Origin of the sequence: Candidatus Uabimicrobium helgolandensis, from assembly GCF_041508025.1 — a bacterium.
Taxonomy (GTDB): Bacteria; Planctomycetota; Uabimicrobiia; order Uabimicrobiales; family Uabimicrobiaceae; genus Uabimicrobium; species Uabimicrobium helgolandensis.
In genome coordinates this window covers 2,622,184-2,639,879 of sequence record NZ_CP165719.1, presented here as the reverse complement: position 1 = coordinate 2,639,879, position 17,696 = coordinate 2,622,184, and the positions used below count along the sequence as shown (strand labels likewise).

Below are 17,696 nucleotides of genomic sequence, written 5' to 3'. Positions count from 1 at the left end.
ATCAGTTGTTATCAAAAACATTATTACTATTGATAACAAAAGACAAGTCTCTTAACATCCGACTAACTAGAGAAATAGCATTATAGTTATCGATTATGAATAATCGATAGCGATGATTTTAGGACTTGTTTTGTCTCTAGCTTCTCTACTTTTTTTGCCTTCTGTTTTTCAATGTATTTTTCACAGGAGTGAAGTTCTCAATCCTTGTAAAAATAGTCAGCCATTTAATAGATCGCATTAGCCGCTAGAATCTAAATTTTTATGTTTAATTTTATTGCTTGCTTATAATTATTTAAATGTTTTCGAGCTCAAACCCGAATTTTTCAAAGCTTTTGATTAAATAAAGAAGCGTCTGTTACAATTCGCAGTTAATGATATTTTAACCACATCCCTGCTATTCTCTGAATAACGACATGCTCTAGTTTTTGCTAAAAATTTAGATAAATTTCTTTCTCAACTCAGTTGAGAAATCTCTGGTAGTTATAGAAAGGAATTTATTATGAAAACAAAATCAATCATCTTGTTGTTATTGATTATTTTATCTACGAATATTTACAGTGACGACAAACACTGGTCAAAACAATTCAAAAAACCTAAATCATCGAACAAAATGTTGCCTTCTACTGGTATGTCAGACGCCACCAATAAACCTATTTTTCGCAAGGCTAAATGGCACGATGGAAAATTGTATATTTGTGGCGCATGGGAAAGTGGAGCAAGCGGCTGGAATATTAACAAACGTCAACTCAACGATTATTGGTATTTATGGTCGTGGTCGTCCGATTATGGGTATGAGCCGATATGTCATTTTCATTCTGCCCAAGGGGGTGTTGGCCCTGATGGGAAGATCAATGACTTTTTGTGGTTACCTGATGGACGACTAGTGGTCGCTGGGGAATTTACCCGTATCGATAATCCTGGTGGGGTAATGTACCACCGTGTTGGTGCATTGGCGATATACGATCCCAAAGAACCATCGGCTAATAAATGGAAACCTCTTGGAAGCTTTCAATACAATGGTAACGGCGGTGGTGGCGCTATATATTGTTTAGCTTACGATCGCAAAGGTAACGATCTTTATATGGGAGGAACTTTTGGTGGTATCAAAGGCAAAGAGTCGCGTAAAATGCCAGTTTCTTCACAAATTCATCGTTATGACTTTGACACAAATTCACTTGAGCCTCTTGTTCCTGGAGTAGGAGGAAGCAAGCCAGCTATCTACAAAATTTTTGTCGATAATAGCACCACTCCTTCTACCATATATGTAGGTGGAAAGTTCCATTACACTGCTGGCAACGGACTCAATCCTGTTTTAAAAAGCAGTACCGCAAAATACTCTACTGGATTTGCTCATTGGCAACAAGGAAAAGGGTGGACTACATATCCAAATAAAATTGCACGTAAGTTGGGGCCAAATGCCAAAGATATGATTTTGCAACGCTCAGCAGACTTCAAGTATTTTGATTCTGTGCGTGTACTAGATTTTTTAGTTGATGGCAAAGACATTTGGATAGTCGGTGCTTTTTCTCAAGGCAAAGGGTCATCGCAAAAATTTAAAGGCATTGCCAAATGGGATCGCAGCAAACAAATGTGGATTGATCCTACAGGTAAAGGTGGTGTTGGTCGCGAAGTTTACAGCATTGCTAAAGCAAATAATGGCAAGATATATTTTGCTGGGGCATTTGGTGGGCCTAAAATAAAGGGTTTTCAAAATGGTGATGCTGCACATATGGCAATGAGTTTTGATCCTGCGACAAATACTTGGGCGCAATTAGGTAGTGGTCTTGCCGGAAGATCTATGCCTGAATGCCGTTTAACGACTTATAATAATGATGTGTATTTTGTTGGTGATTTTAATTATATTGGCGCACAAAGAACAGGGCGAAGTAGTAAAGATAAAGCCTTTGAATCTTGGTACATTGCGAGATGGAACGAGGATATTAATTTTGACAAAAATCCTGCAAAGCTACCGAAAAAAGCTAAGAAATCGCAGGTTTTTCAAACGCCAACAGCAACATGGTCGACAGGCAATGAGCACTGGTCACGCGCTTTCCCTAAGCCTGCTCGTGCCCGTGGAAAAATATCGCAAATGTCTGCAAAAACAGGCATGGACGATGGAACGGGGACTCCTAACATTACAGGAGTGATTAAATACGAAGGTGTTCTGTATTTCTGTGGAAGATGGGAAGCTATAAGGGGAGAATATTGGCATGTATGGCAACATTCTCTTAAGTCTGGCTGGCAAGGTATTGCTGTAGAAAAAGGTAAAAATATTACTGGTGTTGGCAGTCCACCAAAGGGTATGAAATTAAAGAACGGTAAACTATGGATTTATGGTTCGATTAGTAATTATGCTGGCATCGCTATATATGACCTCTCTACAAAAAAATGGAGTCCACTAACAGGTAAAACTGAAAATGGTAAAGATGTTTTTGGTAACTCTGATCCAAATCGCGGTAGTCCTGTCAATGACATCGCATGGGACAACAAAACCGGAGATTTGTATTTAGTTGGTTCGCGCGGTGGCTTAGAGAATTCTAGCTATTCTTCTCCAAAAGCGATAGGGCAAGTAATCCGCATAGACAAAAATAATGTATATCACCCCATGGGGCGCATGCTGATGGCAGAAATGCCGACAAAGCCAGTTCTTGTCATTGATTCTATTTACATAGACGAAAGTGTTTCACCATCTGATATATATCTTGGTGGGACGTTTAATTACTATGGACGTGTTTCTTCTAACAAGCGAATGCTCTATAACATTGCGAAGTGGAATTACAAAACAAATGATTGGGGACCTGTTGGCGAAGGAACCTTTATCGGTTTAAGTGCATTAGATAAAAAACATTATCCTAAAGGTCTACCAGGGCTTGTGGCAAAACCTGAACTATACCGCGGATTTTTAGCGGCTGGCTTTCCGCGGATCCGCTGCATGACAATGGACAAAGCTGGAAACCTTTATGTTGGCGGTACACTCGCTATCGTTGATAATCACTTACCTGTTGTTGAACGAAAAGAGACATTTGGCATTGCTAAATTAGATGCAAAAACTAATAAATGGACAGGGTGTACGAAAGTAGGAGGTGTGTCGCGCGATATTTTTCAAATGACATTTATTGATAAACGTCATTTGCTGCTTTCTGGAGGTTTTCATTTTGACAACTCGTGGCAACCACTTCACGGAGCTGCAATTCTCGATATCAAAACAGGAGAATTAAAGCCATTTGGTGGAGGACTACTACGTAAAGGACGATCGCAAGTGATTTCTTCAGATGTTTGTCATTTTGCGGATGGTGATGATATTTATTTCGCTGGTCTTTTCGATTATGCAGGAATAAACATTAATGATCTCGCGGAAGCTCCTATTGAGTCAAACTATATTGCCCATTGGAACAGTACCAAAAATTTCGACCCAAATAGTGGACTGATGATCGCTCCTATCTCTGCTATCACAAGACCACAGGGTTTTAGTTCGAAAAGCATACAAGTTAAAATAACCGCAAGCGTTCCCAAAGGAAAAATTACTTGGTATGAAAAAAGAACAAATGGTCAATTTGCTAAAAAGGGTCAGGGAAATAAATATACAGCGCGTCTTCGTATAAGTTCTGTTTCTCCTGATCCTGTAATTTATGTAACTGTAACTGTTGATGGAATTGAAGGTGGCAAAAAGCCTGTACGCATTCCGGTGAAATAAATTTTCCGCGGGCCTATGCTCGCGGTTTATACCACTTTGATTAGAATAACATTTTTTCAGGAGCACTTTATGAAAACCGCAATATTGATTGCACTATTATTTCTTTGTAGTTGCGAGTCTCCACAAATTCTAAGTAATTCTTTTCCACAAGTTTTGAGCAACAAAAACCTACCACAAGTATCTATTACCGCTATTCCAAAAAATATCGATGAATTTGCAAAGTTATGTGAGAAACACAATAATTCACAAGGAGCTGTTGCTATGACTATTTTAGCAATGTGGATTTATGCTGAAGATCAAGATTTTGGCCAAAAAGCAATGTCTATAATTGTCAGTCCTACACAACAAAATCCTGGCCAAAAAGGAGTGAATGGCATACAGATTCGAAATATTGATTTACAACGATTAAAAGATCGTGTCCGCAACAAACGTTACATTTTACAAAGTTACTTCAAGGGCACGACTGCTCCACAGTATGACGTAACTTTGCCCTTTACTATAACTACTTATACAACTCCTCGTAGCGAGCAAGGGCAGGGAAGCTTAAAAATAATGACGAATTGCAATGGCGCAGATAATGCTCGTCCTGTTACTGTTCACAATTACAATGGGAGATGGGTTACCAAAGAGTGGAGTAGTTTGATGTTAGGCGTTCGTAAATAAAACGGAACAGCGTTTATCTTGGGCGTGTCACCAATTCATTGACCTAATTGGTAACACGCTCTAATCAAAAATAGGGTTTTTTCGGTTAGCTATTCTGAGATATTTTGTTCTACCGATAAATCTGGAGAGTTATTTTTCCAGACAAATTTTCGACATAAACTAACACTTCCCCATAATAAAATTAACGGTAACCACACAAGTTTTATTTCACTGACCATTGTTTCTAGTCCCCACTCGGAAAAAAAAGCTCCAATGCCAAGAGGTGGAACAAGAATAGGACGCCAAGGTAAAAAGTAACGAGTCTCATCAAATGGAGAAAAGAAGGCAATTCCTAGTCCACCGTCTGTCATTGCGTCGAGAATACCATGGGAAGAGATAATGGCAAAAAAGAACAATATCATTTTCCACCACTGTTTTGTATAGTGTCTTATTTGTTTAAAATCAATGCAAACAACAAGAAGAGCCAAGAATATTGCAAAAAAGATAGAGTGCGTAAAACCGCGATGCCCAAGGAGATGACCATATTCAATGCCGAATTTTAAACCGATGACATCAGCATCGGGAATAGATGCGCAAATCATAGCAGCAAACCAAAATCGCTTTGACATTTTTTCTCTAAAAATAATCTTTCCCATAACAACTGCTGAAAACGAATGAGTAAAGAAAGTACACATCAGTTAAGCCCTCCTTTAGCAAATTTTAAATGATAATTAAAAAAAATATATTTTCACAGTGTAAAATCTTCTTCCATTAAATCATAATGGCAACATTCCATACCTAGTTTTTGATATGTAGTTCGCGCTATGTCGTTGTTTTTGTCAACATATAAACGTATTCCACATACACCATGATTTTTGCAATTCTCTTTAATATAACTATACAGTTGAGAATAAATTCCCCGACGACGATACTCCTTGACGATATACACGCTTTGAATCCACCAAAATGTACCGTTACGCCAGTCGCTCCATTCGTAAGTAATCATTAGCTGTCCAACAACTACTCCATTATCTTCTGCGACTATGTAGAAACCTTTAGTATCGTCTTCGAGAATAGATTTTACCCCTTTTGTTACTCTCTCTTTATCTAACGATTTGTCTTCTGTTTCTATTGCCATTGCGCAATTTCCAAATACAATAGCTTCATAATCTGTTAATAGTGCTCTGCGAATATTCATAATAATTCCTTGATTAGGGGGATTGACATTTAAAAGAATAACTAAAATAATAGAACTTAGCGAGTAAAAATATAGATTATGATTCCGAAAAATTCTATTTTGGTAAGTACTGTAAACTTTCTATTCTTTTAAAGTAAACAGGCAAAATTATAAATCAGGCAAGGTCTTTTATTTTTGGAAATGGGATCAGATCGGGAACGATTTAAAATTTAAAACGTCGCAACGCCTTAGTATCCGCGATTTATATCTATTTCATTTGGCATTTTTTTGCCAGAGGCTTTAGTATTTAACAAATGAATTAGGTGATCCATGCGTAAAAATTCTACTTCATCACATCTGCCTGCACGATGTGGACTCATAACAACATTATTAAGTTCGTGAAATGGAAAATTCGCTGGAAGAAAGTCTTTCATTTGATTTTTCTTGGGGTAATTATACCAAACGTCAAGACCAGCAAAAAGCCTTCGTTCACATAGAGCTGTGTATAACGCTTTCTCATTGATAACAACTGCCCGTCCTATATTTACAATGATTGCTTGGGATGGTAATGCATTAAGACGTACACTGTCTAGTAAATTGGTAGTCTTTGGTGTTTGTGGTAAACAAATAATAACCACTTGCGACCTAGGAATTAATTCATCGATATCACCTATATTGTGAACGACAATACCATTGTCATTGTAGCCTTTTGTTCTACGAACAGCAGTTACTTTCATCTCTAACGCACTACAAATACGAGCTACGCGTTTACCAATTGCTCCATATCCCAAAATGAGTACATTTTTTTGTGATAAAAGAGGAGAAGGAGTCATTCGACCTTGCCAATTATGAGTGCGAAACTGTTTATCTATAGTGACAATTTTTTTCGCTGTTGACATCATTAAAGCAATTGCCATTTCAGCGGTAATAGTCGCATTATGATGGATGTTGTGGAGTTTTATCTGTGAGAATTTTTTTAGAATAACGCTTGTTTCGTGAGGAATACCAGAAAAAGGAATGATTAAAGAGCACAGGTTTTTACTTTTGGCAAGGAGTTTTTCGGGAGGTCGGCCACTAATTAATATGCTGTAATTAGTGACCTCAGGTTCTAAACCAAAACTAATATGAATAGTTTTATCTAAATTTTTTATAAAATAATCATAGTAAGGTTGCTCTGGTTTATACAACATATGAACATGTAAGGTACTCATACTCTAACTACTTGCATTTATAGCAAGAGCGTGGATTTTATCTGGAATATCATCATCAAAGACTTTGTATATCATGCGGTGCTTTTCTATTCTGCTTTTGTCAGCAAAGGATTCTGCAACAATACGCACTTTATAGTGGCCGCCTTTTCCAGCACCTTTATGACCTACATGTTTATAACTTTCATCTATAATTTCTAATTCCGTGGGAGAAAAAGCCTCTTCCAATTGTTTCTTCATATACTCTGCATACATTTTTTACTCTTTAATATTTACGATATAGACCAACAACAATTCCTTGTACTTTAAGCTCATGCGGTTTTACATAAAACGATTTCATCGTTTCGTTTGCTGGGCGAAGCTCTATACGACTTTTTTGACGATACATGCGTTTCACAGTAGCGCTATTATCAACAAGAGCAACTACCATTTCGCCGTTTTCAGCATTTTGTTGACGACGAACAACAATATAGTCGCCTTCAAAAATACCGTCCTCAATCATCGAATTTCCTTCTACGGTAAGAGCGTAGAAACTACCATTACTAACCATTTCTTTTGGAACTGGTATGCGTTTTTCCGAACTAATAATTGCTTCGATAGGGCGTCCAGCTGCAATTTTTCCCAAGAGAGGTACAGAAACCGATTCTTTCGGAATCATGAAATTTTCAACGAAACGATGATCAACTTCTATTGCGCGTCTCGCGTTCCATTCTTTTTTCAAAACCCCTTTTGCCTCTAGTTTCTTGAGATAATCTTGGACAGTTCCCAAAGACTTCCAACCGAAATGGTCAGCGATCTCTCTTTGACTAGGTGCATAACCGTTTTCAGCGGTAAAATTGCAGACAAATGTCAAAAGAGCTTTTTGTTTTGGAGTTATCCTCATTTTATAATCCTTTGTAAATGTAACTAAATAGTATATATCTTATTCAATATACCCGTAAGTACCAATGATATCAAGGCAAATTTTAGATCGCATACAAAAAAATACTATTTTTATACTAGAAAAATACTGTTATCTAACGGAAATTATTTATATTAATAATGTTTATATAGAGATAAAATTAGATAATTTACACTAGTACTACAGTTGTAATTAAAATAACAAATAGGTAGCTATAAAAATTAGACACTCTGTAGGTCTTATTTTATCGATAGCTCTTCTCAAATAGCAAAAAACACTGTTATTTGTAAACAGCTAGAAACACCGAAAAATAAGGAACTGTACTTAGTTACAACTGTAGTACTAGGGCGTGTCATCAATTAAAATTGTCGTGACTGTGACCTATAGTGTTGAACAAAAAGTAAAAAAAACTGTTATAACAAAGTAAATACAAAGTAAAGAGAAAAAATGAAATGGGTCACAACCTGCTTGTTCTTTGAAAATTAGTAAAAATAGAAAAAGACTTTAAAGGCATATCAAGAGCAAAAAAAGAACTTTGAAGCCTTCTGATTCCATAAGAAGTTTGCATTCTTTCATAGAAGTATTGGATTTGTTCAGCAAAAGTAACTTTGTGTAGAGACTCCTTAAGTTTACGAGTACGAATGAAAAGCAAAGATTCCTGAGGATAAATAAGATTATAATCAGGAGATTCAATAAGCGAAATTCGAAAGAACTGAAGAAAGTTAAATGCCATAGTAAGATGGAAGATGAAACGATAACAAGAAGTAGGATCCCAAGCTTGAAAATCGCAAAAAGCAAAATCAGACTTTTGTTCGCGAAAAAAAATTTCAATTTCCCATCGTAAAGGTAAGATGGAAGATGAAACGATAACAAGAAGTAGGATCCCAAGCTTGAAAATCGCAAAAAGCAAAATCAGACTTTTGTTCGCGAAAAAAAGTTTCAATTTCCCATCGTGAAAAATAGTAAGTAATAATTTTCTCAGGTGTAAACTCAAGATTGGAACAAAGAAGGAACTTAACTGGAGTAAGGTGCAATAGTTGGCTAAGAGATTTTAATTTATGAGACATGACAACGTTAGCATCGTCAAGAGTAGAGATACGTAGTTGCTTTTTCGCATATCCGTAAAAATGCGGTAATTGTTGAGATTGCAACTTTAGCTGACTTCTTAAGTTGATTCCTGTATGAGCTACGAAATTAAGTTGTCTAGCACAACAAAGATGTTGTGGATGAAACTGCTTCCAAACTTTCTTTCCTGGGAGCCTTGATGCTTTGGGGCCATTACTTCCAATACAGCGATCTGATGAACAAGAAGTAATCAAAGTCCAATAGTGTTTCATTTGCTATGTCTTTTTCAGAAGATTATATAGCAATAACGACTTGTTCCAGTTGAAATAATAATCTTGCGGCGGGCATAAAGTCTTGATTTAGAACATGTTAAAAGTGACCTATGACAAAAGTTGTCGAACTAAGCTGAAATATTGCGCTCCTTCGGAGCTAGACCAAAACCAACACAAATATTTGAATATGAGTAACTTACCTTACTTCAAGCATGCAAGCCGGGATCAGGCTTGAAAAATAAGGATGATACTTCTTTTATTTTAAGTTTTATGCAGAAGCCCTATACCACTTCCACTATAAAAACTAGACTTTAGCACCTCTGTCTTCTAACAGCTTTATTTTATCAACAACAAAACTTTGGGTGATAAGAATTTTTTTTCTGATAATATTGTGATAGTACTTATGAGAATTAATTCTTGTTTAGATACCGTAAAAAAACCGTATTTTGTGTTTGCATTTACAGTAAGTTAGTCGTATAATCTTGTAAGATTGACTAGGTAATGTTCAGGTGGGACTCAACAACACGGGGGGTGTGGTAGTGTTCCCAGGAAAGAATTTTCTTAAAGTGAGATTTATATTTTGCGGACTATTTGAGTATTGTGTAGGGGGTGCGAGATGTTGTGTATAGAATCTACAAATTCAAGAGATGAGTTTAATTTAATTAATAGATCTATAGCAGAAGAATACAAATATCAGATATGTGCTATGGCAATCCAAAAAAAGAAAGAAAAATTTTTCGATTTACTGACAAATGATAAACAACTCACAACACAAGAGCGGGAAAAGATTTTCGATTGGATACAACAAAATATTAATATGGTTATTATGTAAAAAATAAATATGTTTTAGCAATTGAAGGCTATAAGTAGCTGGAGCTATAATGTTTTTTCTTCTAGAGGAGATCTATTCTCCTCTTTTTTTATGTCTGTATTTAGGGCCTGTCATCATTCAAGCTAATGAAGCCAAATAATGCAAGAAACTAAGTATACAGCCGCTAAAAAATTCTGAGCAGTTTTATCGTACCGCGTAACAATAGCTCGATATTGCTTGAGTTTGCAGAATAGATTTTCTATCAGATGGCGAGATTTATGAAGGTGGCTGACGCCATTTTTTGGCTTGCGCTGCCTTGGTAATTCGTGCTTGAAGCCTTCTGACATTATATTGTGTTCGTTTCCAGTCAATGTTTGCCCATGCAGATACTTGACGACCACGATCGTAAATAACTCTGGAGCTGGCTCTTCTAGAGACCACGCCTTTCTCCAATAAACTGTTAACTTCAATGATATTACCAGTTAAACACCACATCGGCTTCAGCCATCCTTACGATGGGAATGATGTTGGTTTTACCTCAATTCCTATCCTCGTCTGTTACAGACGGGCTTTCGCTTGGCTTTGATCCTGTATTCTGTCCCAACTCAAACAACCTCGCGGTTGCTCTAGTTATTTTTGTAACCGGTACAGCATACCCTGAGTTACTATAGAAAACACATACGATTTGGGTTAGGTGCAGCCTGTACCCCGAGATCTAAGAACTACTAACACAGAAATGATCCGCCTGTGTTCTTGTTGATCTATACCATTTTGGTTCAGGCCCAGATCCTTTTAAGAGCACGCAGCTTGCCTTTGAGTATCATAGCGGCGTTGAGCCTTCGGTTACATAGCTACAGTTATGTGCCTCTCAGTCTCTCCTTGCTCTGACACTCAAATTCTACACTGACTTGAAACGTGCTCAAAAACTTTTTACGACTCACTTATTAAGTGACCTGCCAAAAGTATTTACCCATTGGCATTTTGTTCTTTAATTTTCTAGCTTTGTTGCTCCTGAGTTACGCAGCTACGGCTGTGCGCCATCGTCGCGCCTCGCTATAAAAATAAAGACCTGCACTGAGTGGGTAACTACTTTTGTCAAGTCACTTAGTTAGATTAAAATGTACAACAGTAAAAATAGATTGCGATGCTATAGACTTAAAGCCTATTGTTTCTGTTTTTATAGAAGGAGTTTCTATAGATAATCGTTGGGAGGAGTAGTTTTTTCCTACTTGCTTTGGTTAGGATGGGCTCGGTGGCAGTTAAAACTGTTTCAATTTTGGAAACTTACAGGTGTGTCATGCTATTCCAGGTTCTTCAGGAAGCATTAGATAAAATTAAAGAGTAAAAAAATAAAGCCCTTTATTATGTACAATAAAGGGCTTTATTTTACGAATCAGAACTGCTTGCACTAGAAGAATTAGTACTAGATGTATTCGATGTTTCAGATGATGAAGATGATGAAGATGATCCTGATTCTGACTTTGCTTTATCTTTATAAGATTTACTGCGATAGTCAGTTATGTAAAAACCTTCCCCTTTAAATATAAATCCTGCTCCTGGACCAATAAGTCTTTTTAATGTGCTTTTTTCTTCACACTTAGGACAATCTTTTAAAGGATCTTCACTCATATATTGAAAAGAATCGAATACATGTTTGCAAGATTGGCATTCATAAGAATATGTTGGCATTTTATGCTCCAAATAAATAGTTCTTAAGGATTTTGCTCGCCTTTAAGAGTCTATTCTTCTTATAAAAATTTACTCTGCAACAGCAACTTGGCTTAGCTTTTTGTGCAAAGAAGATTTTTTTCTAGCAACATAATTCTTGTGGTAGATTCCTTTTTGCCACGCTTTATCAAGCTGACTAGTTACCTGTGGCAACGCTTTTTTTGCTTCTTCAGCGTCACCTTTTTCGATAAGGGTGGTGAAGTTTTTAATTTGTGTTTTTACTGACGATTTAATGCTTTTGTTGTGGACGCGACGCTTTTCATTTTGACGCATTCTTTTTTTTGCTGATTGAATATTAGGCATTACTTTTCCTTTTATGATACTCTTAGTTTATCTAATCTAGCACTAACATCTTTGTACTGGATGTCAATGTTCATTAAAGATGTGAAGGTATTGATTGCCTCTGCTTTTTTATCTGCAGATTCATAGACAACACCTAAACTATACAACAGTGTTTTATATGCTTTATGGCTAGAAGCAAGACCTTCTAATGCGCTTTTAAACTGTGCTTCTGCCAAAGAATAGTTCTGTTTGTGGAGAAATGCTTGTCCCATGTAATTAAGAGCTTCCACTCTCAATCCTGGTGACTGAATAGCTTGTTGGAAGTTAGCAATCGCTTCATCAAACTGCTTTAATTGAAACAATGCTTTTCCTAGTCTATAACGTAACTCTGATTCTGTTGGACGCTCTTCTACTAGAACTCTGTATTCTTCTACTTCTGTAGAAAGTTTCTTTTTCTTTAATTGTTTTGCCTGTTGAGCGATGTTTGCGTCTTGAGGATTTTTCTTTTGCTTTTTTTGCAGTATATCTATTTGCATGTTTAGTTTGTCAATTTTGCAAGTCGCAATTTTGTATTTTGTATCAAAATTTGTAGGATCTAGTTCTAGATATTTTTGAAGAAGCTCACCAGCTTGGTCGTAACCAGATGGGTCGTATTTCGCGAAAATGAGGTATTTTTCTGCCAAATCGCGAATTAATTTTTTGTTTTCTGGTTCTTCTTGCAATTGTCTTTTTATGATTGCAATGACTTGTTCTGCGTCTTCTTTTGAGCGTATTTTCTGATTGAGTTTTTCTAAAATATTAGCTTTATCTTTATCTTTAATCAAGTCGCGAGAGCTTTTTGCTTCGGTATACGTATTGGTAGTCTTCATTGCCGCAATACGCTTTACTTCTCTTGAAATATCGCCATCTGTAGGACTTAATTTTGCCGCTTTTTGGCAATAAAATATAGCTTTGTCGTAATTACCCAAGTTTTTATGTACTTCGCTAAGTTTAACCAAACTTTTTACGTGACTTGAGTCTATAGAATAAAGATCTTCAAAAACAAAAATAGCAGTATCTGTATGCCCAGAGTGCATACAAGCTTCTCCCAGTGCAAATAGAACTGGGACATTTGTAGGATCATGTAGCAGATAATTTTCAGATTCTTCTATAACCGTATCCCATTTTTTGCGCATTTGTGCAAATTTTAACTTTGCTTGTGCACCTATACCTTTGGACATTGCCTGTCCTTTTGTTGGCGCACCATGAGCCTGGTGTTTTTTCTTTACTGTAGCACGGAGAAGTTTACGGGCTTTTACGTCGTTGGGAGTAAATTTCAAAATTTGATTTTTTAGAAGTTCAATTGCAAGGTCATAGTTATTTCTTTTTAAGGCTTCTTCTGTCCTTTTATAAAGTTTTTTAATTTGTTCCGACACGTCCTCACCTTTCTAAAGCGAAAGATTTTGTTTTAGCATATACCAAGCTCTACAATAACAGAAATAATTTGGTAAATTTTCCCTGCTTATTTCGTTTATAATACAATGTTTTCTGCGCTTTTGCAAAATAAAACTATAAGCTTATTATGGCTTATTTTATGTAAATAATGTTCTACTGTATACTTGCTTGCAAATTTTGTAAATCTTCTTGTGGAACATCAAGACCGAATGCTGGTACATTATTGATTAAATTTTCTTTTTGTACTAGTGTTTGCGCTTTGTCTTTCGCGCCATTCTTGGCATATGCCCAAGCAGCTATATAAGCAAGAGAATAGTAGTCTTTTCCTTTTCCTTGTGAGGCCATCACACTCAAATGTTTCTCTAAACCATCTACATCTTTAGCACGCGCAGAAAGAAAACCGTACTCAACTTCTTTCTCGATGCCAGTTATAGGTGTACGATACATTCCATAGCCCTTGTTTAAATATTCAAGAACTTCTTTTGGCATTTCTTTATTTAGAGAACCAGGAACTAGCCTAAAGTCCTTTAAGTACTGAACAATATAAGCTTCGCGAAATTTTTCCCAATCTTCGTCGTCGCCATCAGCAACAATCAATTCATTGATGTTTGAACTACTAAGAACGTTTTCTTCCATAGTAGATGGTTGAGGAGGTATATATGTTTGCTGATTATTGTTGTTTGTATCGTTATTTATAATGTTGTCTGTATTGTCATTATTACTTGAATTGTCTATATTATCATTGTTATTTGTATTATCGCTGTTTGTATTATCGCTATTTGTATTGTCACTAGTTTGGTTATCGTTGTTTGTAGTATCGCTTTGAGAATTGTTAACATCCGAAGCATCATTATCTACTTGTGTAGATACACAAGAAACTAGTAAGATAGACATAAATAAAATTGTAACTAGTAGCCTCATTTGGCGTATTCCTTTATTAACACAAAATTCATGATTCTTAGAGATTATATGGGCAGGTAGCGTGTTAACGCGACATAAAGATTATCAATCTAACACAAAGCGAATAGAAAGTCAAAACTATTAGAAGGTTAATTTGCTTATCAAATTGGAGTCTATAGCTACCGAAAACGGTAGAGTCAGGTACAAAAGAATTTCGATTCTGTACAAGAGAGCTATCTTTGAAATTTTTGAGGTATGAGCGCTGTTTTAAATTGATAATTTTAAACAGGTATGAGCGCTGTTTTAGGTTGATAATTTTAAACAGGTATAGTAAAGTTTAACATAAATCAATATCAAATATTATCAAAAAATATCAAATTGTTCTTGTCGAAAAGAAAAACTAAAGTATAATAAAGTAATGAAACTATCAGAATATGCAAAAAAGAATTCAATAACTTATTTAACAGCTTATCGTCATTGGCAAAAAGGCTATATAAAAGGAAAACAACTCCCGTCAGGAACAATAGTTGTTTTCGACGAAAAGGAAAAAAAAGCTAAGGAAGAAAAGCCAAGCGTGATCATTTATGCACGAGTATCATCATCAGAAAATAAAAAAAATCTAGAGTCTCAGTGCAACCGCCTAAGAGATTATGCAAGTGCTAGAGGCTATCAAATAGCAAAAGAAGTCAAAGAAATAGGATCTGGATTAAATGATAAGAGAGCAAAATTAAAGAAAATTTTAGAATCAGATGATTGGGAAATTTTAATAGTAGAGCACAAAGATCGTTTGGCAAGATTTGGATTAAATTACATTGAAATATTATTAGCAAAAGAAAATAAAAAAATAGAAGTAATAAACAAAACAAGTGGTGATAAAGAGGACTTGATGCAAGATTTCGTAAGTATAATTACTTCTTTTTGTGCTAGATTATATGGGTTGAGAAGAAACAAGAGGCGAACAGAGAAAATTATAAAAGAGTTAGAAGAAGAAATGAGTAAAACTGAAAAATAAGTGAGTTCAAGCAAAATTATGAAGCTCGTAGAAAAACATAATATAACAAAAAATAATAAAAAATACTCTGAACTGGACGACTTAAGTTTCCGTTCAAAAAATCTATATAATGCTGGATTGTATGTAGTGCGTCAAAATTTTTTCGCAGGAAAAGGTTTTATAGGTTACGAAAATCTTCAAAAAGAGCTACAACAAAGTAAGGAGCCAGACTATTACGCACTACCAACAAAAGTAAGTCAGCAGATATTAAGAGTATTGTGCAAAAACTTCGAATCATTTTTTAGAGGGTTAGAAGGATACAATATCAATCCAAATAAATTCAAGGCAAAACCAAAATTGCCAAAGTATAAACATAAGAGTAACGGACGGAATATAGTTTTATACCCAATAGATGCAATAAACAAAAAAGAATTAACAAAGAACAAAATCAAGCTATCAATGTGTAACATAACATTGTCATGTCAACAAAAACACATCAAACAGGTAAGAATAGTTCCTCGATATGGAATGTACAAAATAGAGATTGTTTATGAGAAATCAGTGTATCTACTCAAAGAAAAAGATATCACGTCGGAATTTCTCTTAGAACTACAAAAAGACACACCAATATCATTGTATTTGAGAAAAAAGTGTTCAAAAATATTGCAAGAAAAAATAGAAAACTACAAATGCGATAAACCAGCAAAGTTATTAAAAAAAGCAATAGCAGATAAATTGAATTCTTTGATCAAAACAAAAATTTATAACAAAGATATTTTTGATTCTGTAACACTATCAAAAGTAACAAAACAAATATTAAGTCAAAAGCCAAAAGAAGAAAAGTTACTTGAGTTCAATAGATTATTATTAGAAGATTGTTACAAACAATTAGGAAAACATAAAGTTCTTAATCCTAACCTTGATAAAAACAAAATCGCTGGAATAGACATTGGGTTAAACAACTTAGCGGCTATAACTTCAAATCAAAAAGACTTCACTCCTGTCTTGATTAACGGTAGACCTCTAAAATCGATTAACCAATTTTTTAACAAAAAGCGTTCTTGTTTAATGTCTTATATCGGTAACAAAGGAACTAGTAGAAGAATTGAAAAACTTACATACAAAAGAAATTGCGTTGTTAGCAACTACCTTCATCAATCTAGTCGCTATATCATTAAATTGCTAGTTGAGAAAAGTATTGGAACATTAGTTATTGGCAAAAACGATGATTGGAAGCAACAGATTAACATTGGCAAAAGGAATAATCAAAATTTTGTTTCTATTCCCCATTCTCAGTTTGTTAACCAACTTACCTACAAAGCCCAACTTGCTGGTATTGAAGTTCTTATTCAAGAAGAAAGTTACACTTCTAAATGTTCTTTCTTAGACAGTGAACCGATTAAGAAACATCAAAATTATTTGGGACACCGTGTTAAACGAGGTCTATTTAGGTCTAAACAAAATATTTTGCTTAATGCTGATATCAACGGGGCAGCAAATATTATTCGAAAAGCAATCCCGAATGCTTTTGCTAACGGGATAGAGGGCATAGTAGTATTCCCCAAAAGGATCACTCCTTTTTAAATGAAAATTCATTAAATGTAATATTTGATCATGTTTTCGTGAACTATGATTAGTTGTTGTTTAAACCAAAATTTCGGCTAATCACTTTACTTTAGATAGAATATTGAATTCGTAAAAGGCTTAAGAAGATTTATTTGGACTTTATTTTGCTATTAATCATCTTCATTGTTTTTTTTGTTTTCATCGTCCTTTTTATACTGTCTAGGTTGTCGAGTTCGTTTGTTTCCGCCTCGGCCCCTTCTTGTTCTACCGCGTTTTTTCATTTTAGGTTTTTCTTTTAGATTGGTAAAAAAACTATTACCATTTTTTAGATGATTAATTTTTATTTGTCGTACTTTAGCATCTAAAACTTTTTCGTTACCGCGATAAATTCGTGCTTCTCTCGGAAAACAAATACCGTCAACCCAGTAATTTTGTTTATCTAGAAACACTTTAAATATTGTGTTGTTTCCTTGCCATGAAAATTCACCACCAAACAAAGAATAGTCGCTATCTTTAATGTATATTTTGATATCTTCGCCTTGTTTGTTTGTTTGGCTAACAACGTGAATGCCGTATGTTTTGCGCTTTACGTGTTTTTCATACTTTAGTGTACTATCTTTTTCTAGTAAATTTGTCAACATGATGAGTTTGACAAATCGCAAACTTTCTTTTAGGTTATCACGTTGGCGCGGGTCTTTAGTCTTTTCTAGCTTGTTTTTTGTTAATTGCCATGCTTCCTTGCCATTCCAACTTACTTTTGTTGGTGGATTCATCATCGAACTAATTTCAGCACGCAACTTGTTCGGAAAACGAAAATATTGTTCAATAAGACTTTCGACATCTGCTTTTTCGTTTTTAGAGTGCACGTCCATTTTGACGTAAAGATTCTTTATCTTGTCAAAATTTTGTTGTCCACCATGACGCTTAATGCATCTTTGTATAATTTCTCTTGGTGATAAATCTGCAGCAAACAAACTGCTAAACAACATCAAACTAAAAAACATTAAATTGCGTTTCATAGTATA

General features: G+C 35.2%; 17 protein-coding genes and 1 pseudogene. 5 read left to right on the top strand and 13 right to left on the bottom strand.

The window, feature by feature from the left end:
- Positions 1-499: 499 nt before the first annotated feature.
- Both UABHE_RS09575 and UABHE_RS09570 read left to right on the top strand, forming a co-directional pair.
- Positions 500-3,694 (top strand): hypothetical protein, encoded by a 3,195-nt coding sequence (locus tag UABHE_RS09575; RefSeq protein ID WP_372370032.1) that lies wholly within the window; start codon positions 500-502, stop codon positions 3,692-3,694.
- 69 nt (positions 3,695-3,763) lie between these two features.
- Positions 3,764-4,357 carry a hypothetical protein gene (locus UABHE_RS09570; RefSeq protein ID WP_372370031.1) on the top strand — a complete coding sequence of 198 codons (594 nt, stop codon included), beginning with the start codon at positions 3,764-3,766 and terminating at the stop codon, positions 4,355-4,357.
- 89 nt (positions 4,358-4,446) lie between these two features.
- On the opposite strand, the gene UABHE_RS09565 is transcribed toward UABHE_RS09570, so the two are convergent.
- The 6 genes from UABHE_RS09565 to UABHE_RS09540 form a co-directional block, all read right to left on the bottom strand.
- A complete protein-coding gene (locus tag UABHE_RS09565; protein ID WP_372370030.1) occupies positions 4,447-5,031 on the bottom strand; it encodes a metal-dependent hydrolase in 585 nt (194 codons plus the stop codon).
- 53 nt (positions 5,032-5,084) lie between these two features.
- Positions 5,085-5,534: a GNAT family N-acetyltransferase gene (locus UABHE_RS09560; protein WP_372370029.1), complete on the bottom strand. Its 450-nt coding sequence runs from the start codon at positions 5,532-5,534 to the stop codon at positions 5,085-5,087.
- Positions 5,535-5,761: 227 nt separating this feature from the next.
- Positions 5,762-6,724 (bottom strand): NAD(P)-dependent oxidoreductase, encoded by a 963-nt coding sequence (locus UABHE_RS09555; protein ID WP_372370028.1) that lies wholly within the window; start codon positions 6,722-6,724, stop codon positions 5,762-5,764.
- Between the two features lie 3 nt (positions 6,725-6,727).
- Entirely contained in the window at positions 6,728-6,976 is a 249-nt protein-coding gene (locus UABHE_RS09550) for a BolA family protein (RefSeq protein WP_372370027.1), read from the bottom strand.
- Positions 6,977-6,986: 10 nt separating this feature from the next.
- Positions 6,987-7,604, bottom strand: coding sequence for a transcriptional repressor LexA (gene lexA, locus UABHE_RS09545; RefSeq protein WP_372370026.1), 618 nt, complete (start codon positions 7,602-7,604; stop codon positions 6,987-6,989).
- 845 nt (positions 7,605-8,449) lie between these two features.
- The gene (locus UABHE_RS09540) at positions 8,450-8,959 is read right to left on the bottom strand and encodes a transposase (protein ID WP_372370025.1); all 510 of its coding nucleotides are present in this window, start codon (positions 8,957-8,959) and stop codon (positions 8,450-8,452) included.
- Between the two features lie 616 nt (positions 8,960-9,575).
- Between UABHE_RS09540 and UABHE_RS09535 the strand changes: the two genes are divergently transcribed.
- Entirely contained in the window at positions 9,576-9,791 is a 216-nt protein-coding gene (locus tag UABHE_RS09535; protein ID WP_372370024.1) for a hypothetical protein, read from the top strand.
- Positions 9,792-9,913: 122 nt separating this feature from the next.
- Here the strand turns inward: UABHE_RS09535 and UABHE_RS09530 are convergent.
- From UABHE_RS09530 to UABHE_RS09505, 6 genes and pseudogenes are all read right to left on the bottom strand, one after another.
- Positions 9,914-10,054, bottom strand: a pseudogene (locus UABHE_RS09530) (transposase); the annotation flags it as partial.
- A complete protein-coding gene (locus UABHE_RS09525) occupies positions 10,047-10,265 on the bottom strand; it encodes a reverse transcriptase N-terminal domain-containing protein (RefSeq protein ID WP_372370023.1) in 219 nt (72 codons plus the stop codon). The pseudogene UABHE_RS09530 and the gene UABHE_RS09525, both read right to left, overlap by 8 nt.
- 891 nt (positions 10,266-11,156) lie before the next feature.
- A complete protein-coding gene (locus UABHE_RS09520; protein WP_372370022.1) occupies positions 11,157-11,459 on the bottom strand; it encodes an FmdB family zinc ribbon protein in 303 nt (100 codons plus the stop codon).
- 69 nt (positions 11,460-11,528) lie between these two features.
- Positions 11,529-11,801, bottom strand: a complete 273-nt coding sequence (gene rpsT / locus UABHE_RS09515; RefSeq protein ID WP_372370021.1) for a 30S ribosomal protein S20 — start codon at positions 11,799-11,801, stop codon at positions 11,529-11,531.
- Positions 11,802-11,812: 11 nt separating this feature from the next.
- Positions 11,813-13,195 (bottom strand): tetratricopeptide repeat protein, encoded by a 1,383-nt coding sequence (locus UABHE_RS09510; protein ID WP_372370020.1) that lies wholly within the window; start codon positions 13,193-13,195, stop codon positions 11,813-11,815.
- A 172-nt stretch (positions 13,196-13,367) separates the two neighbouring features.
- Positions 13,368-14,135 (bottom strand): hypothetical protein, encoded by a 768-nt coding sequence (locus tag UABHE_RS09505; protein WP_372370019.1) that lies wholly within the window; start codon positions 14,133-14,135, stop codon positions 13,368-13,370.
- A gap of 397 nt (positions 14,136-14,532) precedes the next feature.
- Here UABHE_RS09505 and UABHE_RS09500 point away from each other — a divergent pair, with 397 nt between their 5' ends.
- The gene (locus UABHE_RS09500; RefSeq protein WP_372365789.1) at positions 14,533-15,126 is read left to right on the top strand and encodes an IS607 family transposase; all 594 of its coding nucleotides are present in this window, start codon (positions 14,533-14,535) and stop codon (positions 15,124-15,126) included.
- An 18-nt stretch (positions 15,127-15,144) separates the two neighbouring features.
- On the top strand, positions 15,145-16,689 hold the full coding sequence (locus UABHE_RS09495) for an RNA-guided endonuclease InsQ/TnpB family protein (protein ID WP_372370018.1): 1,545 nt from the start codon (positions 15,145-15,147) through the stop codon (positions 16,687-16,689).
- A gap of 152 nt (positions 16,690-16,841) precedes the next feature.
- Here the strand turns inward: UABHE_RS09495 and UABHE_RS09490 are convergent, their stop codons facing one another.
- A complete protein-coding gene (locus tag UABHE_RS09490; protein WP_372370017.1) occupies positions 16,842-17,690 on the bottom strand; it encodes a hypothetical protein in 849 nt (282 codons plus the stop codon).
- Between the last annotated feature and the right edge of the window lie 6 nt (positions 17,691-17,696).